This window comes from Halorientalis persicus (assembly GCF_900110215.1).
GTDB lineage: Archaea > Halobacteriota > Halobacteria > Halobacteriales > Haloarculaceae > Halorientalis > Halorientalis persica.
Window position 1 is genome coordinate 268,892 of sequence record NZ_FOCX01000001.1, and the last position, 23,991, is coordinate 292,882.

The 23,991-nt window shown below is 66.8% G+C and carries 19 protein-coding genes and 1 pseudogene; 6 read left to right on the forward strand and 14 right to left on the reverse strand.

Features of this window, described 5'->3' with window-relative positions; translation table 11 throughout:
• A partial coding sequence (locus tag BMX17_RS25805) for a PKD domain-containing protein (protein WP_211611261.1) occupies positions 1-1,777 on the reverse strand: 1,777 nt, incomplete at its 3' end.
• 255 nt (positions 1,778-2,032) lie between these two features.
• On the reverse strand, positions 2,033-2,350 hold the full coding sequence (locus BMX17_RS01540) for a cupin domain-containing protein (RefSeq protein ID WP_092656922.1): 318 nt from the start codon (positions 2,348-2,350) through the stop codon (positions 2,033-2,035).
• A 94-nt stretch (positions 2,351-2,444) separates the two neighbouring features.
• Between BMX17_RS01540 and BMX17_RS01545 the strand changes: the two genes are divergently transcribed.
• Positions 2,445-3,116, forward strand: coding sequence for an MBL fold metallo-hydrolase (locus BMX17_RS01545; RefSeq protein ID WP_092656924.1), 672 nt, complete (start codon positions 2,445-2,447; stop codon positions 3,114-3,116).
• A gap of 14 nt (positions 3,117-3,130) precedes the next feature.
• Here BMX17_RS01545 and BMX17_RS01550 read toward each other — a convergent pair whose 3' ends face one another.
• The 8 genes from BMX17_RS01550 to BMX17_RS01585 form a co-directional block, all read right to left on the reverse strand.
• Positions 3,131-3,460 carry a DUF7126 family protein gene (locus tag BMX17_RS01550; RefSeq protein ID WP_092656926.1) on the reverse strand — a complete coding sequence of 110 codons (330 nt, stop codon included), beginning with the start codon at positions 3,458-3,460 and terminating at the stop codon, positions 3,131-3,133.
• Between the two features lie 58 nt (positions 3,461-3,518).
• On the reverse strand, positions 3,519-4,043 hold the full coding sequence (locus BMX17_RS01555) for a hypothetical protein (protein WP_092656928.1): 525 nt from the start codon (positions 4,041-4,043) through the stop codon (positions 3,519-3,521).
• 43 nt (positions 4,044-4,086) lie between these two features.
• On the reverse strand, positions 4,087-5,004 hold the full coding sequence (guaA, locus tag BMX17_RS01560) for a glutamine-hydrolyzing GMP synthase (RefSeq protein WP_092656930.1): 918 nt from the start codon (positions 5,002-5,004) through the stop codon (positions 4,087-4,089).
• Positions 5,004-6,653, reverse strand: coding sequence for a glutamine hydrolyzing CTP synthase (gene pyrG / locus BMX17_RS01565; RefSeq protein ID WP_092656932.1), 1,650 nt, complete (start codon positions 6,651-6,653; stop codon positions 5,004-5,006). The genes guaA and pyrG overlap by 1 nt, the downstream gene beginning before the upstream one ends.
• 69 nt (positions 6,654-6,722) lie before the next feature.
• Positions 6,723-8,444: an Ig-like domain-containing protein gene (locus tag BMX17_RS01570; RefSeq protein ID WP_092656934.1), complete on the reverse strand. Its 1,722-nt coding sequence runs from the start codon at positions 8,442-8,444 to the stop codon at positions 6,723-6,725.
• Entirely contained in the window at positions 8,445-10,361 is a 1,917-nt protein-coding gene (locus BMX17_RS01575; RefSeq protein WP_092656936.1) for a type II secretion system F family protein, read from the reverse strand. It lies immediately after the preceding gene.
• Positions 10,354-12,123, reverse strand: a complete 1,770-nt coding sequence (locus BMX17_RS01580) for a type II/IV secretion system ATPase subunit (protein WP_092656938.1) — start codon at positions 12,121-12,123, stop codon at positions 10,354-10,356. Before BMX17_RS01580 ends, BMX17_RS01575 begins: the two co-directional genes overlap by 8 nt.
• Positions 12,124-12,212: 89 nt before the next feature.
• The gene (locus BMX17_RS01585; protein ID WP_092656940.1) at positions 12,213-12,791 is read right to left on the reverse strand and encodes an alpha/beta hydrolase; all 579 of its coding nucleotides are present in this window, start codon (positions 12,789-12,791) and stop codon (positions 12,213-12,215) included.
• A gap of 53 nt (positions 12,792-12,844) precedes the next feature.
• On the opposite strand from BMX17_RS01585, the gene BMX17_RS01590 reads away from it, so the two are divergent.
• Positions 12,845-13,705 carry a PspA/IM30 family protein gene (locus tag BMX17_RS01590; protein WP_092656942.1) on the forward strand — a complete coding sequence of 287 codons (861 nt, stop codon included), beginning with the start codon at positions 12,845-12,847 and terminating at the stop codon, positions 13,703-13,705.
• 72 nt (positions 13,706-13,777) lie between these two features.
• Positions 13,778-14,812 (forward strand): DUF7972 family membrane protein, encoded by a 1,035-nt coding sequence (locus BMX17_RS01595; RefSeq protein WP_211611262.1) that lies wholly within the window; start codon positions 13,778-13,780, stop codon positions 14,810-14,812.
• Here BMX17_RS01595 and thrS read toward each other — a convergent pair.
• Both thrS and BMX17_RS01605 read right to left on the reverse strand, forming a co-directional pair.
• The gene (gene thrS, locus BMX17_RS01600) at positions 14,809-16,734 is read right to left on the reverse strand and encodes a threonine--tRNA ligase (protein ID WP_092656944.1); all 1,926 of its coding nucleotides are present in this window, start codon (positions 16,732-16,734) and stop codon (positions 14,809-14,811) included. The two genes, BMX17_RS01595 and thrS, sit on opposite strands and share 4 nt — an antisense overlap.
• 86 nt (positions 16,735-16,820) lie before the next feature.
• On the reverse strand, positions 16,821-17,543 hold the full coding sequence (locus BMX17_RS01605) for a MinD/ParA family ATP-binding protein (RefSeq protein WP_092656946.1): 723 nt from the start codon (positions 17,541-17,543) through the stop codon (positions 16,821-16,823).
• 168 nt (positions 17,544-17,711) lie between these two features.
• On the opposite strand from BMX17_RS01605, the gene BMX17_RS01610 reads away from it, so the two are divergent.
• Positions 17,712-19,229 carry a glutamate-cysteine ligase family protein gene (locus tag BMX17_RS01610; protein ID WP_092656948.1) on the forward strand — a complete coding sequence of 506 codons (1,518 nt, stop codon included), beginning with the start codon at positions 17,712-17,714 and terminating at the stop codon, positions 19,227-19,229.
• A gap of 142 nt (positions 19,230-19,371) precedes the next feature.
• Positions 19,372-21,093: a sensor histidine kinase gene (locus BMX17_RS01615; RefSeq protein WP_092656950.1), complete on the forward strand. Its 1,722-nt coding sequence runs from the start codon at positions 19,372-19,374 to the stop codon at positions 21,091-21,093.
• 15 nt (positions 21,094-21,108) lie between these two features.
• Here BMX17_RS01615 and BMX17_RS01620 read toward each other — a convergent pair whose 3' ends face one another.
• Together BMX17_RS01620 and BMX17_RS01625 are read right to left on the reverse strand one after the other, a co-directional pair.
• A complete protein-coding gene (locus BMX17_RS01620) occupies positions 21,109-22,170 on the reverse strand; it encodes a dipeptide epimerase (protein WP_170845301.1) in 1,062 nt (353 codons plus the stop codon).
• 9 nt (positions 22,171-22,179) lie between these two features.
• The gene (locus tag BMX17_RS01625) at positions 22,180-23,193 is read right to left on the reverse strand and encodes an N-acetyltransferase DgcN family protein (protein ID WP_092656954.1); all 1,014 of its coding nucleotides are present in this window, start codon (positions 23,191-23,193) and stop codon (positions 22,180-22,182) included.
• An 86-nt stretch (positions 23,194-23,279) separates the two neighbouring features.
• Here BMX17_RS01625 and BMX17_RS01630 point away from each other — a divergent pair.
• A pseudogene (locus BMX17_RS01630) lies at positions 23,280-23,971 on the forward strand (IS6 family transposase).
• Positions 23,972-23,991: the final 20 nt, after the last annotated feature.

Sequence of the window (23,991 nt, forward strand, 5' to 3'; positions counted from 1 at the left end):
CGTCCGACCCGTCGTTCCCGTCGCTATCGTCCGACCCGTCGTTCCCGTCGCTATCGTCCGACCCGTCGTTCCCGTCGCTATCGTCCGACCCATCTTCGTCGGAGCCGTCGTCGGAGCCCCCGTCCTCGGAGCCGTCGGATTCATCCCCGGAATCGTCGCTGACCACGTCGATCTGGGTCGAAACGGCGGTCGTCCGCCCCTGATCGTCTTTCAACTGGAGCGTGATATCGTGGGTCCCGGTCTCCTGGAAGGTGTGCGTGGCGGTCTGGCTCTCGGGACCGGTCTCACCGTCGAAGTACCAGCAGACGTGTGTGAGGCCGTCGGAGAGATTCGCCGCCTCGACGGTGACCGACTCGCCGACGGTCGCCGCCGCGGGCGCGGCGATCTCGCCGGTCGGCCCCGCGTCGGTCGCACCGACCTCGATCGTGTGTTCGGCCGTCGCCGCGTTGCCGTTCTCGTCTTTCACCGTGACGACGACGGTGTAGGTGCCCGACGTCTCGAAACTCGTCTCGGCCGTCGGTTCGGTCGTCGTTCGGTCGACGGTGGTGTCGCCATCGAAGTTCCAGCCGTAGCTCGCGATGCCGTCACCGTCGGTCGAGGCGGTCGCGTCGAGGGTAACCGGCTCGCCGACCGTCGTCGCCGCCGGGCCGGTGAGCGCGGCCATCGGCGTGTCGTCGGGGCCGTCGGTACCGTCACCCGTGTCTCCGTCGCCGTCCCCGGACCCGCCGTTCTCCTCGTCGCCGTCACCGCCGTCGCCGTCGGAGCCGTCTTCGGTGATCGTCACGGTCGTCGTCGCGGTGTCGGTGTTGTTCGCGTCGTCCCGGACGGTGACGGCGGCCTCGTAGTCGCCGGTCGCGTCGTAGGTGTAGGCCGCGGTCGGCGTCGTCGTGTTCAGATCGACGGTGCCGTCGCCGTCGAAGTCCCAGCCGTAGCCAGCGATCCCCTCGTCGTCGGTCGCGTTGGAGGCGTTCAGCGTGACTGACTCGCCCACAGCGGCGGTCTCGGGCTGGGCGGCGAGCGCGGCCGACGGCGGGTCGTCACACCCGGAGTTGGCGACGGTCACGGACTGGTCCATGTCGAGGGTCGTCGTCTCGTCGGGACCGGTGTAGAGTCGCCACTCCTCGACCCGATTGTTCTCGTCGCCCGAGGCGTCCCACTCGCCCCAGGCCGCGGCGTCCTCGTTGAACGCGGGGTCGACGGTGATCGCGACGGTCTCGCTCGCGGTCAGCCCGCGGAACGCGCCGCCATCGTTCCGGTCCTCGTACCACATCCAGTCGATCTCGCTCCGAGTACCCTGGTGGTCGAAGTTGTCGTCACGATCGTCGTATCCGTCGTCCTCGACGGCCCACTCGCCGTCGGTCGGGAGCCCGGTGAACGTCATCGAGGCGACGCCACCGTACGGCGCGTCGCCGTACTCGTCGTGGATCAGGACCAGACTGTACCCCTCGCTACCGTGGTAGACCAGGAGGTTGCTGACCTGGTTGTCCTGTAACTCGGTCGTCCCGTTCGAGCTGTAGTTGTACGAGACGTCGTAGTCGTAGAACGCCTCGACCGTCTGGATCCCGTTCCCGAGCGGGTCGACCTCGTAACAGTCGTCGCCCTGTTCGACGGTGATCGTCACGTCGTCCGCGGACGCAGCCGCCGCACCGGAGGGTACCGCGACCACACACAGCGCGACCACGAGGGCCAGCACCAGCGACCGGCGGCCGACGCGGGTGGGGCCGGAGTGCATCACACTCCCCCCGTCGACGGCACTGGGACTGTCGCCTGTTTCCACCCACTCACACCGAACGGTCCGCGAATAACGGGTCGGTTAGTTGCGCCGATCATGCGATAGCCCGGCCTACCGCGTATCCACTCATTGTTATGGACGTACTGATCGAGCGCAGTCGCTGCCTTCGCCACCACAGAGCGGACGAGTAAACGGTGACGAGCCGAATCGGCTAGCAGGTCCAGGACCCGTGGACACACGGCCCGCTATCCAGTGTCTACGGGTCCAGCCGCTTGCCCACCGCTCCACGTCCCGGGCCAGTCACCCAGGGAGCGGGCAGAGACTCGCCGTCAGGATCACCACGTCGTCGGTCCCGTTTCGCGCACCGTGTGACTGACCCCGTTCGTTGAACACCACGCCGGGCGCGGTGATCGTCGCCTCGGTGTCGTCCTGCACGACGGTCACGGTCCCGTCGAGTACGTGGAACACGTTGGACGCGTCGTCGTGGACGTGCGGGTCGAGGTCCGCGCCCGGTCCCAGGGCGAAGACTTTCACCAGCACGTCGTCGCTGACAGCCAGTTCCTCGTCGATCACCTCGCCCGGGTCCGGGTCGAGATCGGGCAGTCGATCCAGCGTCATATCCGATGTGTCGGGCGGCCCGGCCTTAGCGGTTCCCCCGTCGGGCCTGTCGGTTGGCATGGCTTTTAGCCGCTGGCGTCCCCAGACTGTAGCGATGGTAACCGAACTCGGGGACGACGTGTGGTGGTACGACCTGCGCGGGGTGAACGCCTACCTCGTCGACGACGGGACGGTGACGCTCGTCGACGCGGGCAACCCGTGGGACGGGCGCAACCTCGTCCTCGGCGTCGACGAGGCCGGCTACTCCCTGCAGGACGTGGACCGCATCCTGCTCACCCACTACGACTTCGACCACGTGGGCGGCCTCGGCCGCCTGCAGGGGTTGGACGCGACCGTCTACGTCGGGCCGGCCGACGAACCCTACCTGACCGGCAAGGAACGACCCCCACTGTCGAACCACAAGGGCGCGCTCCAGAACGCGCTGGGGCCGTTCCTGAAGTCCCCCGCCCTCACCGTCGAGACCGTCGAAGACGGCGACGAGATCGGTTCGTTCACCGCCTACCACACGCCGGGCCACACGCCCGGGCACGTCGCCTACGTCAGCGAGGAACTGGACGCGGCCTTCCTCGGCGATCTGGTCGTGGAATCCGGCGGCAAACTGCAGGCCTCACCGTGGCTGATGAGCTACGATACCGACGCCGTCACGGAGAGTATCCTGGACCTGGCCGACCGCGCGCCCGACTTCTCGGTTGCGGCGATGGGGCACGGGACGCCCTTCGAGGCGCGCGGCCGCGAGGCGTTCGACGCCCTGGCCGACTCGCTGTAGCTCTCTCCGCCGCCCTATTCGCCCGCGTCGACCGCTTCCTCGGCCACGTCCTCGGGATCGAACAGTCGAGGATCCAGTGCCATGTGGCCCTGTCCTTTGACGAATTCGGGGAGCGAGTCGGTGGTGTAGGCGATGATCCGGATGTCGTCGTTGAGATCGGTCGCGACGGGAATCGCGGTCGCCAGCGCGGCGTCGGTGAGGACCAGCAGATCCGCGTCGTGAATGCCCGCTTCCTCCAGTGCGGGGCGGTTGGCTGTGCCCGCGGCGCGCGTCACCGAAAAGCCCACTGCCGATAGCGCCGCCCCGAGGTCGTGTTCGTCGGGACCGGCGATGACTGCGTTCATGATTGCCCTCTGTGGCCCCCGGGGTTTGGCTCTCACGGTCGCGTCGCGTCGGATGCGGTCACGCCGCCGGTTCGTCCTGGCCCAGAAGTGCCTGTTCGACGGCCGCCGAGGCACGGACGCGCGGGATGCGGAGTCGGTGCCCGTCGGCGTCGTAGAGGTCGACGGTCCTGGTTCCGACGAGGCGGTCGACGAGCGTCGTCCGGATCCGGACCCGGTCGATCTCGGCACGGGGCACCGTCACGGCCTCCGACCCGAACGAGCGCGTAATCCAGCCCGGCGTGATCTCGACGGACATCCGGGCCTTCCGGGCCGCGTCGCGCCCGACCGCCAGCCCGATCCCCACGAGCCAGAGTATCAATCCTGTTCGCAGTGAGATCGGCGGCGCGGGCAGGGAGATCAGCAGTCCCAGTCCCCACCACAGCGAGAGGACGAGGGCGAGGACGACCGCGTAGACCAGGCCAGCGACCGCCACGGCCAGCGGGTTCAGGACCGGCACCGCGCGGATCTCGGCCCGGATCGGTTCCGGACGGCCCGGCAGGTCGAGGGCCTGATCGTCGGGCGCAGACTCGGCGCTGGAGGGCATCGACTCCGCAGACTCCCGCCAGCGAAAAAAGCGGTGGGGTCGGTTACTCGTACTCGATGGTCGCCGGCGGTTTGTGGGTCACGTCGTACAGCACGCGCGCGACGTTCTCGTTCTCACCGGTGATCCGGCTCTGGATGCGCTGGAGCGTCTCCCAGTCGACGTTCTGGGCGCGGGCGGTCATGCCGTCCCGGCTCTCGACCGAGCGGACGGCGACGACCCAGCCGTGGACGCGGTTGTCGCCCTTGACGCCCGTGGCCTTCCCGATGACGGCCGCGAGGGCCTGCCACGGGTCGTGATCCTCCAGTTCCTCCTCGACTACGTGGTTGGCCTCCCGGGCCACGCCGAGTTTCTCCTCGGTCACTTCGCCGATGATCCGCACCGCGAGGCCGGGGCCGGGGAACGGCATCCGCTCGGCGATGATCGCTTCGAGGTCGAGGTCGCGGGCGACCTCCCGCACCTCGTCCTTGTAGAGGTCCCGCATCGGTTCGACGATGCCCTCGAAGTCGACCACGTCGGGCAGGCCGCCGACGTTGTGGTGGGACTTGATCGTCCCCTCGCTCTCGATGCGGTCGGGGTAGATCGTCCCCTGGACGAGGTAGTCGGCGTCGACTTCCCGGGCCACGGTCTCGAACTCCCGGATGAACTGCTCGCCGATGGCGTGGCGCTTCTCCTCGGGGTCGGTGATGCCCGACAGCGCGTCGAGGAAGCGGTCTTTGGCCTCCACGATCCGCAGCGAGTCCATGTAGTCGAACGTCTCGCGGATCTGCTCGGTCTCGCCTTTCCGCATCAGCCCGGTGTCGACGTAGACCGGCGTCAGTTGATCACCGATGGCCTCGTAGGCCAGCGCGGCGGCCGTCGAGGAGTCCACACCACCGGACAGCGCGATGACGGCGTTTGCGTCGCCGACCTCGGTGGCAATCTCCTCGATCTTCTCCTCGATAAAGGAATCGACGTCGACCATCAGGCCTCCACCTCCTCGGGCTCAGCGTCGGTCTCGTCCAGCACGGCCTCCAGCAGGCCGACGAACGGCGGACTGGCACGGCCGGGCCGCGAGCGGAACTCGGGGTGGAACTGCGTCCCGAGATAGTAGGGGTGATCGGGCAACTCCAGGATCTCCATGCGCTTGTTGGTGTGGCCCGAGAAGACCAGACCGGCGTCTTCGAGGTCGTCGATGTACTCGGGGTTTACCTCGTAGCGGTGGCGGTGCCGTTCGGTACAGGACGTGTCGCCGTAGATGTCGTGGGCCACCGTCCCGGCGTCGATGTCGGTTTCGTGCGCGCCGAGTCGCATCGTCCCGCCCATCTCCTCGGTGTCGTACTGTTCTGGGAGCAGGTCGATCACGGGGTGGGGCGTGTCCGCCTCGATCTCGGCGGAGTGAGCGCCCTCGAGGTCGAGGACGTTGCGCGCGTACTCGACGACGGCCATCTGGAATCCGAGACAGAGGCCGAGCCACGGCAGGTCGTTCTCGCGGGCGTACCGGCTGGCCTCGATCTTCCCCTCGATGCCCCGCGAGCCGAAGCCGCCGGGGACGACCACGCCGTCCACGTCGTCGAGTTCCCCGTCGTAGCCGTCGGCCAGGTCCTCGCTGTGGACCCAGGTCGTCTCCACGTCCACGCCAGCTTCGAGGCCGGCGTGTTTCAGCGACTCGTGGATCGAGATGTAGGCGTCTTCGAGTCCGTACTTCCCGACCAGCGCGATCTCGACCTCGCCGGTCGTGTCCTGGGTCACGAGCTCCCGCCAGCGGTTGTCCCGCTCGGCCTCGGGCAGGGCCTCGGATTTGAGGTCGAGCCGTTCCATCATGTACTCGTCGAGGCCTTCCTCCTCGACCATCAGCGGGACGTGGTAGATGTCCTCGACGTCGGGATTCGAGAAGACGGCGTCGGTGGGCACGTCACAGAACAGCGCGATCTTCTCTTTCACGTCGGCGTGGAGTTTGTCTTCACACCGCCCGACGAGGATGTCGGGCTGGAGCCCGATGGATCGGAGTTCCTTGACCGAGTGCTGTGTGGGTTTGGTCTTCTGTTCGCCGTTCTTCGAGTAGGGCACGAGTGTGACGTGGGTGAAGAGGATGTCCTCGTCGTCTTCCTCGTGGGCGAACTGGCGCAGGGCTTCCAGATAGGGCATCCCCTCGATGTCCCCCACCGTGCCGCCGACCTCGACGATGCACACGTCGTGACCCTCGGCGGCTTCCCGGATGCGCCGCTTGATGTCGTCGGTGATGTGTGGGATGATCTGGACGGTCTTGCCCAGGTAGTCGCCCGCGCGTTCCTTCTCGATGACGTGCTGGTAGACCTTCCCCGTGGTGACGTTGTGGTCGAAAGTCATGTCGATGTCGAGGAACCGTTCGTAGTTCCCCAGGTCCAGATCGACCTCCCCACCGTCTTTCAGCACGTACACCTCGCCGTGCTGGTAGGGGTTCATCGTTCCGGCGTCGACGTTGAGATAGGGGTCGATCTTCACGGCAGTAACGTCGAAGCCGGCGTTGGCCAGCAGCCGTCCCGTGCTCGCGGCGGTGATGCCTTTCCCCAGTCCGGACATCACGCCGCCGGTGACGAAAATGAACTTCCGACCCAGCTCCGGGTCGTAGTTCGTCTCTGATTCGGTCGGCATACCGACGGTGCGCGCGGGGCGCTCAAAACGGTTACGGGAAGCCCCGAGTGTGCAACGAATGCACACTTTTCAGCCGCCGCGAATGGTCACCTCGCCGTGGACCTCGGTGAACGTCACGTCCACGTCGTTGTCCCGAACGAAGTTCCGAACCGTCGAGAGCCCCCGCGAACTCCCGTCGTAGCTCTGTGACACGAGCAGGTCCAGCGGTTCCTCACCGCGGTACCAGCGGTCGAGGACACTCTCTTTGAGTCGGCCGTCGAACACCGCCGAGAACGAATCGTCGGTGGGCCCGCGCCGGAGGATTCGGACCTCGCGGTTGTTCCACTCGTCGACCTCGCCGTCGTCGAGTTCCGCCTCCAGCCCGTCCCTGTCGCCCGGGATCAGGAACCGGTAGGTCTCCGAGCCACTGGTGGCCTCGAAGACCAGCCGGAAGTACTCCTCGTCGTCGTCGCTCCCGTCGGCGCTGACCGACTCGAACATGGGGTTCGAGAGTGAGAGTCCGCCACCACCGACCGACCGCCACGTACAGCCCTCGTCGGCCTCGGTGAGTTGTCGCGTCGGGTTCGGCGCGGTCCACTCGGCCGGTGCGCACGGATCGGTAACAGTGTTGTCTTCGTCCTCGCCCCCGACCGGCGATACGACCCGGACGGTGTAGTTCACCGTCTGTGCCGGGCCGGGCGCGTCCCCGTAAGTCACTTCGACGGTCGCCGTTCCGGGACCGTCCGCGACGTACCGAACCACGGCCTGTCCGTCTTCGTCGGTCCGTCCGCGGACGAGTTCGGCGCGACCCGGCCCGTCGACGACGTCGGTCGCGACCGGCACGCCGCTCTCTGGGTTGTCGAAGCGGTCGCGCACCTCGGCGGTCAGGAGCGTGTCCGTCCCGTCGAGGATCGTCGTCTCCTGGAGGCCGGTTCTGGTGACGTAGCGCGGCCCCGGATCGGTCGTGTTCGAGCCGACGCCGACCTGTCCCAGTCGGAGGTCGTAGGTGGTGTTCGCCGCGAGCGTCACGACGAGACGGTCGTGGGGCTGGCCCGGGACGACCGAGACGTTCGTGACGTACCCACCCGAATCATTGCGTTCGTCGGCCAGCAGGTCCCGCCACGTCGATTCGGTCGCGGTCGTCGGGAGCGAGAGGGTGATCGGTGTCGCGCTCTCGACGCTGACCGTCTCGGTCGGTGCGCTGAGCGGGTCGAGCGAAACCGTCGCGGCCTCGCTACTGCCCCGTGAGAACCGCCCGGCGAGCGCAGTCAGGGTAACGTCGCGCCCGGAGACGAGTGTCGTCCCCGACAGCGCGCTGGACCCCTGCTCGAAGCGGTTGAGGACCACGGCACTTTCTAGCACCGTCGTCGGCGCGGCCCGGTACTCGTTGTAACCGGGGTCGTAGACGAGGTGGCGCGTGCTGAAGTTCCGCGGATCGCCGGTCCAGTAGTGTCTGGTCTCGCCGACGGCGGTGGCGTTCTCGATCCGGATCTCGCCGGGGTCGCTCGTCCGGAGCGTGCCGGTCGGGTCCGCCGGATTCAACAGGAACGGGCGGGTCGGGTAGCGCGTCCCCAGGGTGACAGTCCGGGTGCCGGGACGACCGCTGGCGGCCACCTCGGAGATCGCATCCCCGAGGCGCTGCACGTCCTCCTGTGCGCGCTGGTTGTGCTGGAACTCGATGCCCTGATTCCAGGTCGGCACCGCGAAGGTCTGGACGGTCACCAAGGTGAGCAACAGGATGCCAAAGAGCAGGGCGAAGCCGATCACCGCGGACTGGCCGCGGTCGGTCGCAGTGTGTGGCGGTCCGAACATTCAGATCACCCAGAAGGCCGCGACCGAGACCGTGAGCAGTGCGATGCTGTACTTGAGGCCGGCGTAGGCGCTGTCCTGGGACATCTTGCCGGCGATCATGCCGATACACACCGCTTGAACGAACGCCGAGTGGACCAGCGTGAGCCGGAACACGGTGACGTTGATCGCCGACAGGGTCGCCGGCAGGCGCGGGTCGCTCGTCGTGATCGTCTGGCCCACGTCGGCGACGGTCTGGAGGTAGAAGTCGTCGATGAGCAGGACGATCCCCAGATAGACGAGGAAGGCGACGACGGCCGCGGCGACGTAGCTCAACACCTCGGTAGTGCGGGCACGCCGGAACTCGCGATGGGTGCGACTCGTCTCCGCGGCGATCGAGAGCACGCGGTCGAGGTCGCCGCTGGTCTCGTCAGCGTCGACGACCAGCCGGAGCGTTCGAGTCACGTCTCGCGTCCGCGCCCGCGCGGCCAGTCGCCGGAGCGCGGCCCGCGTGTCGGCGAACCACGCCACGTCGTTGTGGACCCGGGCCAGTTCGTCGCCGACCCGGCCGGTCGACCGGCGCGCGACGATGTCGATGGCTTCCGACAGCGGGATGCCCATGCGGTTGGCGCTCGCGACCGAGGAGAGCACGTCCGGGAATCGGTCGAGGATATACCGGAGTTCCCGCTCGCGGGCCTCGTACAGCATCGACACCGGGAGCGTGACGAGGACGAACGGCAGGACCGCCAACAGCCCCGTCGTCCGTGTCGGTGCGTCGTAGAACGCGGCGACGCTCGGTTCGACCACACCGGTCGCGACGAGGGCCACGACCAGCGTCGCCGCCACCGGAACGGAGACGATCAGCGACCGCATCGGATTCGCGGCCAGTTCCGGGATCGGGTTCAGCAGGCGGTCGCGGAACTTCTGGCGGCGCTTCTCGGCCTCGTACTCGGCGACGGCGGGATCGTCGGGCGTCTCCGGCGCGTCGCTCTGCCGGGGCAGGGTCCGCCGCCCCTGCGTGAACGGCGCGTTGAGCACGTCGAGCATGAGGTAGGCGAGCAACGACCCCAGCGGCAGGACGACGTAGACGATGAGCATCGCCCCGTCGCCGGTTGGCGAGCCGAGGATGCCGATCACCATCAGCAGGATCAACAGGAACAGTGGCCCGGCGACCATCGCGACGACGTAGATTTCCGCGAACAGCGAGAGCGTCCCCAGATACCGGTCCTGTGCCATGCGGGCCTCGCGGGCGTACTGGCCCCGCACCTCGTCGAGGAAGTCCGTCACGTTTCCCCCCGAGTCGATGATCGCCAGCAGGTCCTGGAGGAACTCGCTCAAGTTGTCGCTGGGCGTGGCGTCGGCGACCCGCTGGAGCGCGGTCAGGAAGTCCGCGCCGAAATACTCCATCTCGCGAGTCACCAGGTCGACCTCGCGGGCGGCCTCTCCGTAGATCGCCTCGGTCTCGGAGACCCGCCGGAGGACCTCGACGGTGTTCATCCCGCCACTGGAGAGCGCGAACATATAGGTAATCACGTCCGGCAATAGGAGATCGATCTTGCGGCGGCGCTGTCGGGCCCGGTAGCGGGGCGCGTAGTACAGCCCGAACCACGTCGCCAGCCCGAACACCGCGCCGATGGCGGGCGGAACGACGAGACTCGCGACCAGTACCGACCCGAGCGGGCCGACGGCGAAGCCAGCGAAGACCGTCGCACCCAGGACCTGTGCGAGGCCGAGACCGACGAGAGCACCGATCAGCACGGCCGAGAGCGAGACGGTCGCGACGCGGGCGAGGTAGGCGTCGACGGTCGTCGGCATCCGCGCCCGGTTGAGGTCGGTCCGGAGGTCGACGTGGCGCTCCCGGCGCGCACGGAAGAACTCCCGGAGCCACCGGGCGGCCGGCACGAAGCGCCCGGTCTCGCTGGGCTGTGGTTCCTCAGTCATCCGTCCCGAGTTCGGAAAGGGTCCCGTCTTCGACTCGTTCGAGCACCGCATCGGGGTCGCGGTCGTACCGCCACAGCACCGCGCTCACCGTCTCGTAGTCGGCGACGTCCTCGGTCACCATGTGCCGGAGGAGGCGCTCGCGACGGCCGAGTTCGGCCGACAGGTCCGCCTCGTCCCAGCCGCGCATCTGCATCACCTCCCGGAGTTTGCCCGAGGGCTCGACCGACGCCATCTCGTCGTCGCCGGGTTGCCACTCGTAGACGTCCCGCACTTCGGTGCCGCCGTCGGGGTCGCGGAAGAACTCCGAGATACCGACGTTCCGGCGAACCCGCCGGTCGCCGAGGAACAGTTGCCGCTGGATCGCCACGATGTCCAGTTCCCGGACCATCTGTTCCGGGACCGAGAGCGGCGGGTTCTGGAGCCGCGAGAGCACGGTCTCGGTCGAGTCGGCGTGCATCGTCGTGTAGGCGGTGTGGCCGGTCGCCATCGCCTGGAAGAAGGCGAGCGCCACGTCCTGCTCGGTGCGGATCTCCCCGACCAGCAGGTACTCCGGGCGCTGCCGGAGCGCGGCCTGGAGGAGTTCGTACATCCCGATCTCGCCCCGGCCGCCCTCGAATCCCTCGCGGGTGACGCTCTGGATCCAGTTGTCGTGGGGGAGCGTGATCTCCCGAGTGTCCTCGATGGAGATTACCTTGCTCTTGCGCGGGACGAACATCGAGACGGCGTTCATCGAGGTGGTCTTGCCGGAGGCGGTCCCGCCGGCGAAGATCAACGAGAGGTTGTTCTCGATGGCCAGCCAGAGGTAGGTCATCGTCTCCACCGAGAAGGTGCCCCACTGGATCAGGTCGATCGGCGTGAGCGGCACCTCCGCGAACCGTCGGATCGTGAAGTTCGACCCCCGGGAGCTCACTTCCTCGCCCAGCGTCATCTGGATGCGTGAGCCCTCGGGGAGGCTGGCGTCGACCATCGGTTCGGCGACGGAGATGTGCTTGTCGCTGCGCTGGGCCAGTCGGATGATGAGCGAGTTGAGCGCCTCGCGGTCGAACCGGACGTTCGTCTCCAGGTCGCGGTACCCCCGGTGGTAGACGTATACGGGGACGTTCGTCCCGTCACAGGAGATGTCCTCCAGCTGGCGGTCGCGCATGAGGGGATCGACTGCGTCGTAGCCCAGCAGGTCCCGGGTGATGTAGTAGTGGACCTTGTGGATCGACCCCGGGTCCGCGTCGGCGGCGTAGCGGTTGGCCAGCCCGGCCAGTTCCCGCGAGAGCGTCTCCTCGGGGTCGTCCTCCCGGGGGACGTGCAGGAGGACCTCGCGCAGTTCCGTGATCATGTCCGCCCGGAAGTGTTGCTCGAACGTCGAGAGCGTCGGCTCGACGACGTGGTAGCGCTCGTCGTTCTCCCGTTCGTCCTCGATGATCGAGACGTACGCGAAGGGTTTGTTCACCCAGTAGCGTTCCAGTTCGCCGTACCGGTCGGCGTACCCGAAGTCGAAAAACGAGTCCCGGAGGAACGATTCGTCCGGTTGCGGCGCGACGAGATCGGTCGCCGAGTCGAAATGTTCGATCAGGTCGGCTGTGATCTCGTCCCGGGGATCGCCCGGCGTCGTGACGGCCGGTTCCTCGGTCGCGACGCGCATCGGCTCGTCGCCTTCGGGCGGCCGTGGCGGCCCTGCGGAGGTCTCGTCCAGCACCGTCTCCTCGGTCTCGACCCGCGACGACCAGTCGACCGCCTCGTGTTCGTCGCCCTGGCCGGAATCCGACATGTGAATACTCCGTGTTGTCGGCGCAAAGACGGTTAAGCTTTCAGGGTGAGACGCCGGTCGAATCTGGGAGGGCGAGACCGTGGTGGCCGTCAGTCAGCCAGGAACGCCGCGACCGACTCGCCGATCCGGTCGACCTGGCCCGCGAAGAAGTGGTCACCGGAAATCGATTCTACCGTGTCCCCGCGCTCGCGTGCGCGCTCGACCACTGGTTCCCAGCTCACGGTCCCGTCTCGCTCGCCGTAGCAAATCTGGACGGGACAGGAAAGCGTTTCGAGGGCCGCCACCGTGTCCTCGTCACCGAGCGTCGCGGGGGGCGCGAGGACGGAGACGGCGGCCGGCTCCGACTCGGCCGCCGCCAGCAAGGCGACGCCGGCACCGAAGCTGTAGCCGAAAAGCGCCACACTGTCGTAGCGGTCCCGCGCCGACGCGAGGACGTTCAGCGCGTCCCGGCGTTCCCCCGCGCCCTCGTCCCAGGGCCCGTAGTCGAACCGCAGGCAAGCCACGCCACGGTCGGCCAGCGCCTCACCCACGGCGCGCAGGCGGGGGTCCGACCGGGTACCACCCATCTGCGGGTGTGGCGGGCAGGCGACGACGGCCCGGTCGGCGTCGGGCGTGTCGACGGTGACCTGGACTGTGCGGTCGCCGTCGAGACGAAGTTCCTCGCTCACGGGTCAGCGTCGGGGTGTCGGAGTTTTAAGGGCAGCGGTCACCTAAGGCAGGTATGGGCATCCTCTCGCGCGCCTCCTACATCGTCCGCTCGAAGGTCAACGGGCTCCTCAACAGGGCCGAAGACCCCTCGGAGACGCTAGATTACTCCTACGAGCAGATGCGCGACGAACTCCAGAACGTCAAGCAGGGCATCGCCGATCTGACGACCCAGAAGAAACGGCTGGAGATCCAGCAGCGCCGCCTCGAGGAGAACGTCGAGAAGCACAACGACCAGGCCCGCGAGGCCGTCCGGCAGGACCGGGAGGACCTCGCGCGCCGGGCGCTGGAGAAGAAAAAACAGAAGATGAACCAGATCGAGGATCTGGAGAGCCAGATCCAGGACCTCCAGCGCCAGCAAGACCAGTTGATCGAGAAAAAGGACGAACTCCAGAACCGGATCGAGCAGTTCCGCACGAAAAAGGAGACGATGAAAGCCCGCTACAAGGCCGCCGAGGCCTCCAACCGCGTCTCCGAGGCGATGACCGGGGCCGGCGACGAGATGGAAGACGTGGGCCGAGCCATCCAGCGGGCCGAGGAACGCACCGAGGAGATGGAAGCGCGCTCGGCCGCGATGGACGAACTCCAGGAGAGCGGTGCCTTCGAGGACGCCATGAGCGACAAGGACCAGCTGGACCGGGAACTCGAAGAGATCCGGACCACGGGCGAGGTCGACGCCGAGCTCGACACGATCAAAGCAGAGATGGGGAAAGACGGGGACGAGACCGAAGGCGAGACGGCCGACACGGAGGCCGACACCGAGACAGCCGATCTCGATCCGGCAGATGTCGAGCCGGCAGAGACCGAGGAGACGGATGTCAGCGACGCGGAACTCGACGCCGAACTCGAAGAGCTGAAAGAAGAGGAAAAGAACTGACCGAGCCGAGACGGGCGCGAGTTCTCGACCACAGTCCCTCACTGATTTCCGGATTCGGGTAGACACTGGCGTATGGACCGAAACGCCGGCACGGACGCGGACGCCCGTGGGGACCGCGACACGATGCGCGGGCGGGTCCCGGGCAACCGACTGAAGCTGTGGCTGTTGCTCGAAGCGAAGCGGTGGCACGTCGCGACCGTCGTCCTCGGACTGGTGTTTGCCAGTCTGGTGGTCGTCGGGGCGGTCGATCCGGTGTCGCTGGGCAGCGTACTCGGGTCGGCCGACCCCGTCGAGACGGTGTTTCAGGCGCTGGTCACCGCGATCATCACCGGCGTCACGCTGGTCGTCACGATCAACCAGCTCGTCCTCTCACAGGAACTGGGGCCCTTGGGCGACCAGTACGAGCGTATGCAGGGATCGCTGGACACCCGACGCAGGATCGAGTCGGAGCTGGGGCTGGACGTCGCGCCGGCCAACCCCGCCGCGTTCCTGCGTGCGATCGTGGACGTCGTCCACGACCGGAGCGACGCGCTCGCGGCCGCGGACGTGTCCGACCCGGAGGTTGCCGACCGGATCGAGTCGTTCACCGGGAGCGTCACCGACAACGCGACGTTGGTCAGCGACCAGCTCGCCGACGCCGAGTTCGGGACCTTCGCGGTGGTCTCCGCGGCGCTGAACTTCAACTACTCCGGGAAAATATACGAGGCTCGACGACTGTGGACCACGGACGCCGACGCCCTGAGCGAGGACGCCGACGACGCCTTCGAGGAGTTACTCGACGCGCTGGAGTTGTTCGGTCCGGCACGGGAACACGTCAAGACGCTGTATTTCCAGTGGGAACTGATCGACCTCTCGCGAGTGCTCCTGTACTCGGCACTGCCGGCGCTCGTCGTCGCGGTGTCGATGATCGTCTACTTCGACGAGGGGATGGCCTCGTGGTCGGTGCTGGGCGTCGGTGGCCCGGTCTGGGTCACGAGCGCCGCAGTGACGGTCGCGCTGGTGCCGTTCGTCTTCCTGATCGTGTACGTCCTCCGGATCGCGACCGTGGCCAAGCGGACGCTGGCTATCGGCCCGTTCGTCCTCCGCGGGACCGAGGACGAGTTCTAGTCGTCCAGGAAGTCCGGTTCGATCCGCTGTTGACCCACCTCGTCGTCGAGGTGCTCGCGGAAGGCCGTCGGGTCCACGTCGTTTGCCTCGCGTTCTTTCCGGTCGCGCACGGAGATGGTCCCCGAACTCTCCTCGTCGTCGCCGAGGATGAGCATATACGGCACCAGATCCTCGTGGGCCTGGCGAATCTTCTTCTTGACCGTCCAGGACCGCTCCTCGATGGTCACGCGGTAGTCGCCGAGTTCGCGTTTGATCTCCTCGGCGTAGGGGATGTGGTCGTCGCTGATCGGGAGGATCCGGACCTGCTCGGGCGCGAGCCAGGTGGGGAACTTCCCGTTGTAGTGTTCGGTGAGGACCATGAAAAAGCGCTCGTAGGAGCCATAGAGCGCGCGGTGGATCATCACCGGCCGGTGTTCCTCGTTGTCCTCGCCGACGTAGGTCAGGTCGAACCGCTCGGGCATATTGAAGTCCAGCTGGACCGTCGGCCCGTCCCAGTCCCGCCCCAGCGCGTCCTCGAAGGCGAAGTCGATCTTCGGGCCGTAGAAGGCCCCGTCGCCGTCCTCGACGACGTACTCCATGTCGGCCGAATCCAGGACCGATTCGAGCTGAGACTCGGCGCGCTCCCAGATCTCGTCGCTCCCGACGGACTTGTCGGGTCGGGTGGCGAACTGCACGGTGTAGTCCAGCTGGAAGGTGTCGAGGATGTCGAGGATGATGTCGATGATCGCCTCGACCTCGTCTTCGATCTGGTCCGGGCGGACGAACAGGTGGCCGTCGTCGATGGTGAACGACCAGACCCGCGAGAGCCCGGAGAGTTCCCCGCGCTGTTCCTTGCGGTAGACCTTGCCGTCCTCGAAGTACCGCACCGGGAGGTCACGATAGGACCACTGCCCCTGATCGAAGATGGTCGCGTGACCGGGGCAGTTCATGGGCTTCAGTCCGTACTCCTCGTCGTTCACGTCCAGCAGGAACATATCGTCGACGTAGTTCTCGTAGTGGCCGGACTTCTTCCAGAGTTCGGTCCGGAAGACGTGGGGCGTCTCGACCTCGCGGTAGTCGTTCTCCCGGTTGAGGCCGGCCACGTAGTCCGAGAGTTCGTTCAGGATCGTCTTCCCGTTCGGATGGTAGAGCGGCAGGCCCGGGCCCGTCGTCTCGTCGATGGAAAAGAGGTCCATCTCCTGGCCGATCTTGCGGTGGTCCCGTTCCTGGGCCTTCCGGCGCTGTTCGAGGAACTCCTCGAGTTCGTCCTCGGAGGGGAAGGCGGTGCCGTAGACGCGGGTGAGCATCTCGTTGTCCTCCTCGCCGCGCCAGTACGCGCCGGAGATCTCAAGCAGGGAGAACCCGCCGATCTCTCCCGTGGACTCGACGTGGGGGCCCTGACAGAGGTCGTAGAACTCGCCCTGCTGGTAGAACTGGACGGGGTCCTCGCCGGCGGCCTCGTCCTCGAGGATCTCCTGTTTGAAACGGTTGTCCCCGTACCGATCGAGGGCTTCCTCGCGGGGTACCATGTCCCGCTCGATATCGAGGTCGTCCTCGATGATGTTCTGGGCTTCCTCCTCGATGGCTTCGAGATCGTCCTCGTCCAGTTCGACGCCGGCGATGTCGTAGTAGAAGCCGTCGTCGGTCCAGGGGCCGATGGTGAGTTTTGCCTCGGGGAAGAGCCGCTCCAGCGCCTGTGCGAACACGTGGGCCGCGGAGTGACGCAACACGTCGAGATACTCGTCGGCACTCGGTGTAACGATCTCTACGTCCACGTCGTCCTCGATGGGGGCGTGCTTGTCGACGAGTTCGCCGTCGACGACCCCGGCGACGGTGTCCCGACCCAATCCCGGTCCGATTTCGAACGCGACGTCCTCGACCGTCGACCCCTGCTCCATCTCGAGGGTCGACCCGTCGGGGAGCGTGACCGTGACCTCGCTCATACCCGTGGCAAGTCGGCACCGCGGGATAAGTGTATTGAGAACCGGGCGACAGTTCGGCGTCACCGACCCGACAGCCGCCGACGCGATCAGGACTCGACGGGGCGTTCGGCCGTCGGATCGTCGATCCGGTCGGCGAGTTTCGTCCCGAGGCGGCGGTAGGCCTGTGCGGCGTAACTGTCCGGCGAATTGACCACGAGCGGTTCGTCCGCGGTCGCCACGTCGTCCTGGGGCACCACGCCCAGGATCTCCTCGTCCAGTTCGTCGCCGACCGCGGACACGTCGATGTCGTCACGCACCTTCGTCAGGACGGCACCGACGATCGACCCGTCGACGCGCTCGGCCAGGTCGCCGACCTTCTTGGCGTCGGTCAGCGACACGTCGTCGGGCGTCGTCACGAGGACGATCCCGTCGGACATTCCCGCCGGCACCAGCGTCTCGTGGGAGAGCCCCGCGCCCGTGTCGACGACGACCGCCTCGTAGGAGCGCTGGAGCGCGCGCAAGACCGGCCGGAGGTTCGACGGATCGGCCTCCGCGAACGACTCCAGCGTGCCCCGTCCAGCCAGCACCGACACACCCTTCGGCCCCTCGGCGATGGCCTCGCCCAGCTCGGCATCGCCGGCCAGCACGTCGTGGAGGCGCGGTTCGTGATCGAGCCCGAGCAGTTCGCTCAGGTTCGTCATCCCCAGATCCGCGTCCACCACGACCGTCCGCCGGCCCGCGTCCTGCAGTGCGATGGCCGTGTTGACAGCCGTCGTCGTCTTGCCCACACCACCCTTGCCGCCCGCAACCGTGTACACGTCCCCAGCCATGATTTATCGACAATACCTTCCGATACCTCAAATAAATATCGCGGGTGAAAGATGGTGTTTTAAATAACGTAGGGGTGAAACGTGTTCGGCTTCCACGGTCGGGGTGCCGGTTCGAGGGGCGCGGACAATCCGCAACACTGAATCCGTCGCTCCCGGGAGTCATTGGCAATGACCGATCCGGTCGAGCTGGTGGGGCAGTCGCTCTCCCCGGCGACGCGGGAGGCCTTCGAGGACCGCGTCGACGACCAGGCGGCGTTTCTCAGGACGGCACTGGAAGGCGGCGACCTCGACACAGAGGGGTTCGCCATCGGACTGGAACTGGAAGTGTACGCCGTCGACGACGACGGGCGACTCACGGCCATCCCGGAGGGCGTCTTCGAGGCGTGCAACAAGGAGCTGGGGCTTCACAACGCCGAGTTGAACACCGATCCGGACCCGTTCACGGCCGAGGGGCTCGACGCGCAGGCCCGTGCACTGGAAACCCAGTGGGAACGGGCACAGGCCGCGGCCCGCGAGCACGGCTGTGACCTCGTGCTGGACGCGATGTGGACGACGCCGCCGTCCGAGGGGAGCGTGGCGTACCTCGGCGACACGACGACCCACGGCGGGACCGACCTCCCGACGAATATGCGGTCGGTCCCGCGCTACTGGGCGATCGACCGCCACTGCGTGGACCTGGCCGACGGGGCCATCGAGTTCGACGTGCCCGGCGCGACCGTCGAGTTCCCGACGATCCTGTTCGAGTCGCTGGCCACGTCGATTCAACCGCACGTCCAGATCCCCGACGCCACGCAGTTCCCCCGCTATCACAACCTCGGGATCCGGACGCTCGGCCCCGTACTCGCGCTCGCGACCAACTCCCCGTTCCTCCCGGGCGATATGTACGACGAGAGCGTCGACCCGGAGACACTGCTGGCCGAGACCCACCACGAACTCCGGATCGCCGCGTTCGAGCAGTCGGTCAACCACACCGACCCGTCGAAGTGCCGCGTCCCCGACGATCTGGACGAACCCACCGATCCCGTCGATCACGTCGTCGAGGACCCCCTCCTGGCCCCGTTCCTCGCGGAGTGGGTCGAGGGGGCCGAGGCGGGCTTCACCGGCGAGATCTGGGAGTTCGATCACAAACGCGGGACGTTCTGGCGGTGGCTTCGGGGCGTCATCGGCGGCGATCGCGTCGAGGGGATCGGCGGCCGGCGCTCGATCCGCATCGAGTATCGCCCGCTCCCGACCCAGCCGTCGATCCGCGACATCGTGGGCTTCCAGGCGCTCGTCGGCGGCCTCCTGCGGGGTCTGGTCGCCACCGACCACCCGCTTGGCGACCTCGACCACGAAGCCGCCGAACGGAGTTTCTACGCGGCCGTCGAGGACGGGCTGGACGGCGAGTTGGTCTGGATCACCGCCGACGGCGAGCGCACGAGCGACTCCGAGACCATCTTCGCCGAGGTCTTCGAGTACGCCCGCCGCGGCCTCGCCGAACAGGGCGTCGACGACGCCACCGCCGACCGCTACCTCGATCCACTCGAAGCCCGCTGGGACGAGCGGACGACCCCGAGCCAGTGGAAGATCGATCGCGCCCGCGCGGAACTGGACGCGGGTGCGACGCTGGCGGAGGCGCTCGCGACCGTCCAGACCGACTACGCCCGGCTCTCCCGGGACCACGAGACGTTCGCCGAGTGGCTCTGATCCGTGGCCTATCGTACCGTCGGTGGACCACTGTGACCCGTGTCGGCTTCACGACGACGTCACCGTCCCGTGGTTTGTCGCAGCGTTACCAGGCTGAAAACTGCACCACTTTTTATAAATATCTGCGAGTAACGGTGGTCCAGTGGCACAACTGACGGTGGTGGCACCGCTGCTTGTGCTGGTCGGCCTGGGTCTCGTCGCACTCGGCGCGTACGGCTGGCAGTACCGTCGAAAGCCCGGTCGTCGAGCGTACGCGATCACCCTCTGGTTCGGTGCCGTGTACGCCCTGGGCTATGCCGGGCAGGTAACCGCGTCGACGCTCGCCGGGAAACTCCTCTGGTTGCAGATCCAGTACGTCGGGATCCTCGCGATGCCGGTGGCGTTGCTGGTGTTCGCGCTCGACTACACCGGTCGCGACAGGTGGCTGCACCCGGGAGTGCTGGCCGCGATTTCGCTTCCGGCGGCAGTGTTTCTCGTCCTCGTTTGGACATCGATCGAGAACACACTCATCGTCGATCCCCATCTCGTCACCACCCAGCCACTGATCGGCAGCGAACCGTTCGACGTGCTGGTCTACGCGTTCACCGATCTGTTCGTCGCCCAGATCGCGTACGATCTCGTTCTCTATCTGGTCGTGCTGTTCCTGTTCGTGGACCTGGCCGCGAGCCCGAACCGCACGTACCGCAAGCAGGGAGCGGTCCTGCTCCTCGCGTTGCTGTTCCCGCTGGTTCTCGGCCCGGTGAACGTACTCTTCCCGGCGGCGTTGGCGTACGATCTGACGCCGTTTGCGCTGTTCGTCACCGCCATCCTCGTCTCCTGGGGGATCTACAACTCGGGACTGCTCGACATCGTGCCGGTCCACCGTGTGCACGTCTTCGCAGAACTTCGCGACCCGGTCTTCGTCGTGGACACCGAACACCGCGTGGTGGACGCAAACGACGAGGGTCGTCGCTTCCTGCCGGACGAGGCGATAATCGGCCGTGACCTCGACGCCGTGCTGTCGGCGGCCGGCTTCGACGAGCCCTTTTCGGCGCTCGCCGACGGCGACGAAGTCGAACGAGACGACGAGAAGACGCGTCACTACGAAGTGAGTATCGAGCCGGTCGAGAGCCGATTCGGATCCAAACGGGGCTATATCGTCGTCTTCAGCGATTTTACCCACCGTCACGAACTGGAAGCGCGGATCAGTCGGCAGAACGATCAGATGAAGGTCCTCAATCGACTGCTCCGTCACGACATCCGCAACGACGTGGCGATCGCGCTGGGCTGGAGCGAGAAACTGGCGGCAGACATCGACGACGAGGACCTCGAGGAGATCGTCGAGACGATCCGGACGGCCAACGAACACATCGAGGAACTCACGTACACGTCCCGGGACCTGACCGAATCCGTCTCCGAACCCGGCTCGATGTCGCTGGAACCCGTCGACCTCCGGACGACGCTGGAGACGACGGTCGAGAAAGCCCAGGCGTCCTACCCGGACGCCGAGTTCGACCCGCCGACCTTCGAGGGGTCGCCCACCGTCATGGCCAACGAGCTCCTCTCGTCAGTGTTTACGAACCTGTTGAACAACGCGGTCCAGCACAACGACAGCGACCAGCCTCGCGTCGCGGTGACGGTCGAACGCGACGACGACCGGGTACGAGTCAACATCGCGGACAACGGTCCCGGGATCCCCGTCGAACAGCGAGAGTCCATCTTCGGTCGCGGCGAGAAAGGCATGGACAGCCCCGGAAGCGGCCTCGGCCTCTACCTCGTCGACCACCTCGTCGAGGAGTTCGGTGGCAGTATCACGATCCAAGACAACGACCCACACGGCACCGTCTTCGGCGTCGACCTCCCGGTTCAGGACGCGGGGTCGTGACAGAGAGCGGCTCAGTCACCTAGGACGCGACGGCGCTCCCACACGCCGTGCACCCGTTCCTGGCCGCTCGACACGCGACAGGTCGATCTCACCGCCCGGCATCTCGATTCCCTCGAAGGTATCGTCGGCGAGCAACAGCGAGCCGTCGAGGTCGGCGTAGTCGGCCAGCGGTGTGAGGTGGGCCGCGGCCGCGATGGACGCGTTGGTCTCGGTCATGCAACCGAGCATCACGTCCAGTCCGCACGCACGAGCGGCGTGACACATCCGCAGGACGGGCCAGATCCCGCCGCTTTTCGTGAGTTTCAGCACTGCGATGTCGGCGGCCTCGGCGACGCGCGGAATGTCTCCGGGGCCCACGCAACTCTCGTCGGCCGCGACCGGGAGGGGCCCGGCCTCGCTGACCCGGGCCAGTCCCGCGAGGTCGTCGGCGGGGACGGGTTGCTCGACGAACTCGACGCCGTGGTCATCGAGGAACGCGCTCATCGCCACGGCCTCGTCGGCGTCCCACGCCCCGTTGGCGTCCACCCGGATCGTCGCGTCTGGCACCCGGTCGCGGACGGCCCGAACGATCGCCCGATCCCGGTCGGTCCCGAGTTTGAGCTTCAGAATCGGGTAGGTCTCGGCCGCGCGGGCCGCCCGCTCGGCCATCCGGTCGGTGTCGTCGATGCCGACGGTGAACGAGGAGGTGATCGGGCGGTCGGGATCGAGGCCGAGGTGGCGGTAGAGCGGCAGGTCGACCCGCTTGGCGGCCAGGTCGGCCAGCGCGATACTGATCGCCGCGCGGGCTCCGGGGTGGGCGGTGGGGCTGCCCGCGGCGTCGGCGAGGCGGCGCGCGATCCGCTGGCGGTTGTGCGGGTCGCAGTCCGCGACCGCCGCCAGCAGGTCGGGGAGGGCGTCGGTGATCGCCTCGCGGGACGGGCTGTAGTAGTCGGCCGGGGCCGCGCCGCCGATCCCTCGATTGCCGGCGTCGTCTTCCACTCGGACGACGAGATTCTCCGAGACCGTCGTTGTACCTCGGGAGATACCGAACGGTTCGGCCAGTTCGAGGTCGTGCCACGCGAAGTCAGTGGTCAGGATCATGGCGGATCAGACCAGCGCGTCGAGCAGTTCGTCGGCCCCGAAGCGCACGGGATCGGTCGCGGGCGCGTCGATGGCCGTGGCGTACTCGATGACCGCCTGGTTCGCGTCGGCGTCGTCCAGCCCGCTCGTATTCAACGCGCCGGCGGCGACAGTCGTGTCCGCGACGGGTGCGGCGAGGTCCTCGTACAGCGAGCCGACCTCGGGAATCGGCGGAATCGCGAAGGACTCGTAGCCGTGGATCGCCTCGCGGCCGGCCTCGTGACAGAGGACCAGCTGGTCGGGCATCGCGCCGTGGAGGATGCCACAGGTCACCGCCGAGTAGGCCGGGTGAGTGATCGATCCCTGGCCTTCGACGACCAGCAGGTCGTGGTCGTCGCCGCGTTCGCGGACCATCCGCTCGACCGCACCCGCGACGAAGTCGCTCGGGACGCGGTCGACGACGATCCCCCAGTCCTCGATCAGGACGCCGGTCTGGCCCGTGGGGATCAGTGCGGCGTCGATCCCGCGCTCGCGAGCGGCCGCGACGAGTTCGGCGCTCGTGGTCATCTTCCCGGTCGAACAGTCGGTGCCGACCGTCAGCACCACGTCGGCGTCGACCTCGCGGCTGTGCCCCTCGGCGACGGTGAGGTCGGCGGGTGGCCGCCGCAGGTCTCTGAGTTCGACCCCGTGGTCGTCGGCCAGTGCGGCGAACTCGTCGTCCTCGGTGAGGAAGTAGTGCAGGCCCGAGAGCACGTCACAGCCGCGTTCGATGGCCCCGCGCACGTCGGGCCGCCAGGACTCGTCGAAGTCACCGCCGATGGGGGCGATGCCGATCACCAGCGCGTCGATCGGATCGGGAACGTCCTCGATGCCGGCGACGATCGGGGCGTCCTGGACGTCCGGCAGGTGATCGGCGACACGGTCGCCCGCGCGGTCGCGGTCGAGGACGGCGGTCACGTCGTAGTCGGCGTATCGGAGGACGCCGACGGCGGTCTTGGCGCGGTCGGGGAACCGCTCGTGGGCGAGAACGGCGACGTTCATAGGGGACGCTCGACCGGCGCGGGCATAAACGCTGGGCGGTGTTCAGATAAGGATGAAAAATGAGGCGGTGTGTTTTCTGAGTGTCCATGCCCGAAAACACACGCCTTGGCGGGAGTATCGACCAGATCGACTTAGAGTTTGTTGAACGAGAAGCGACACCGCGACTGCTGATGAAGCTCGGTATTCAGTTGCATCTCGCTGGACTCTCGCTTTCGAATTCCGTTTCGGTTCTTGATATATTCGGTGTCGAGCGAGCGCGATCCGCCGTGCATAATTGGGTTCACAAGGCAGATCTACAGCCCGAAACTGGATGCAGTCCGGATCACGTTGCGGTCGACGAGACCGTGATCCGGCTCAACGACGAGCAATACTGGCTGTACGCTGCGGTCGATCCCGAAACGAACGAATTACTCCATACAAAGCTTGAACCGACGAGAACGAACGCTCTCGCTCATGCGTTTTTCGCTGAACTCCGCGAGAAACACGACGTGGACGACGTCCTCAGAACGCAAATCGTTCTGATGGGCTGCACGAGAACTTCGTTCTCGTGAACGCCGTGTTTCTCGTCGATGGTGCAGCACCACTGAAAGACGCCTGCCAGCGACACGGCCTCGATTTCAGATACGAGCGCCATGGAAATCGGAACAGTGTCGAACGTGTCTTTCGTGAGGTAAAAAGACGTACCTCTTCGTTCTCAAACTGTTTCAGCAACGCCCAGCGAGACACAGCTGACAACTGGCTCCAATCGTTCGCCTTCGCATGGAATCAGCTAATCTGAACACTACCAAACGCTGACAC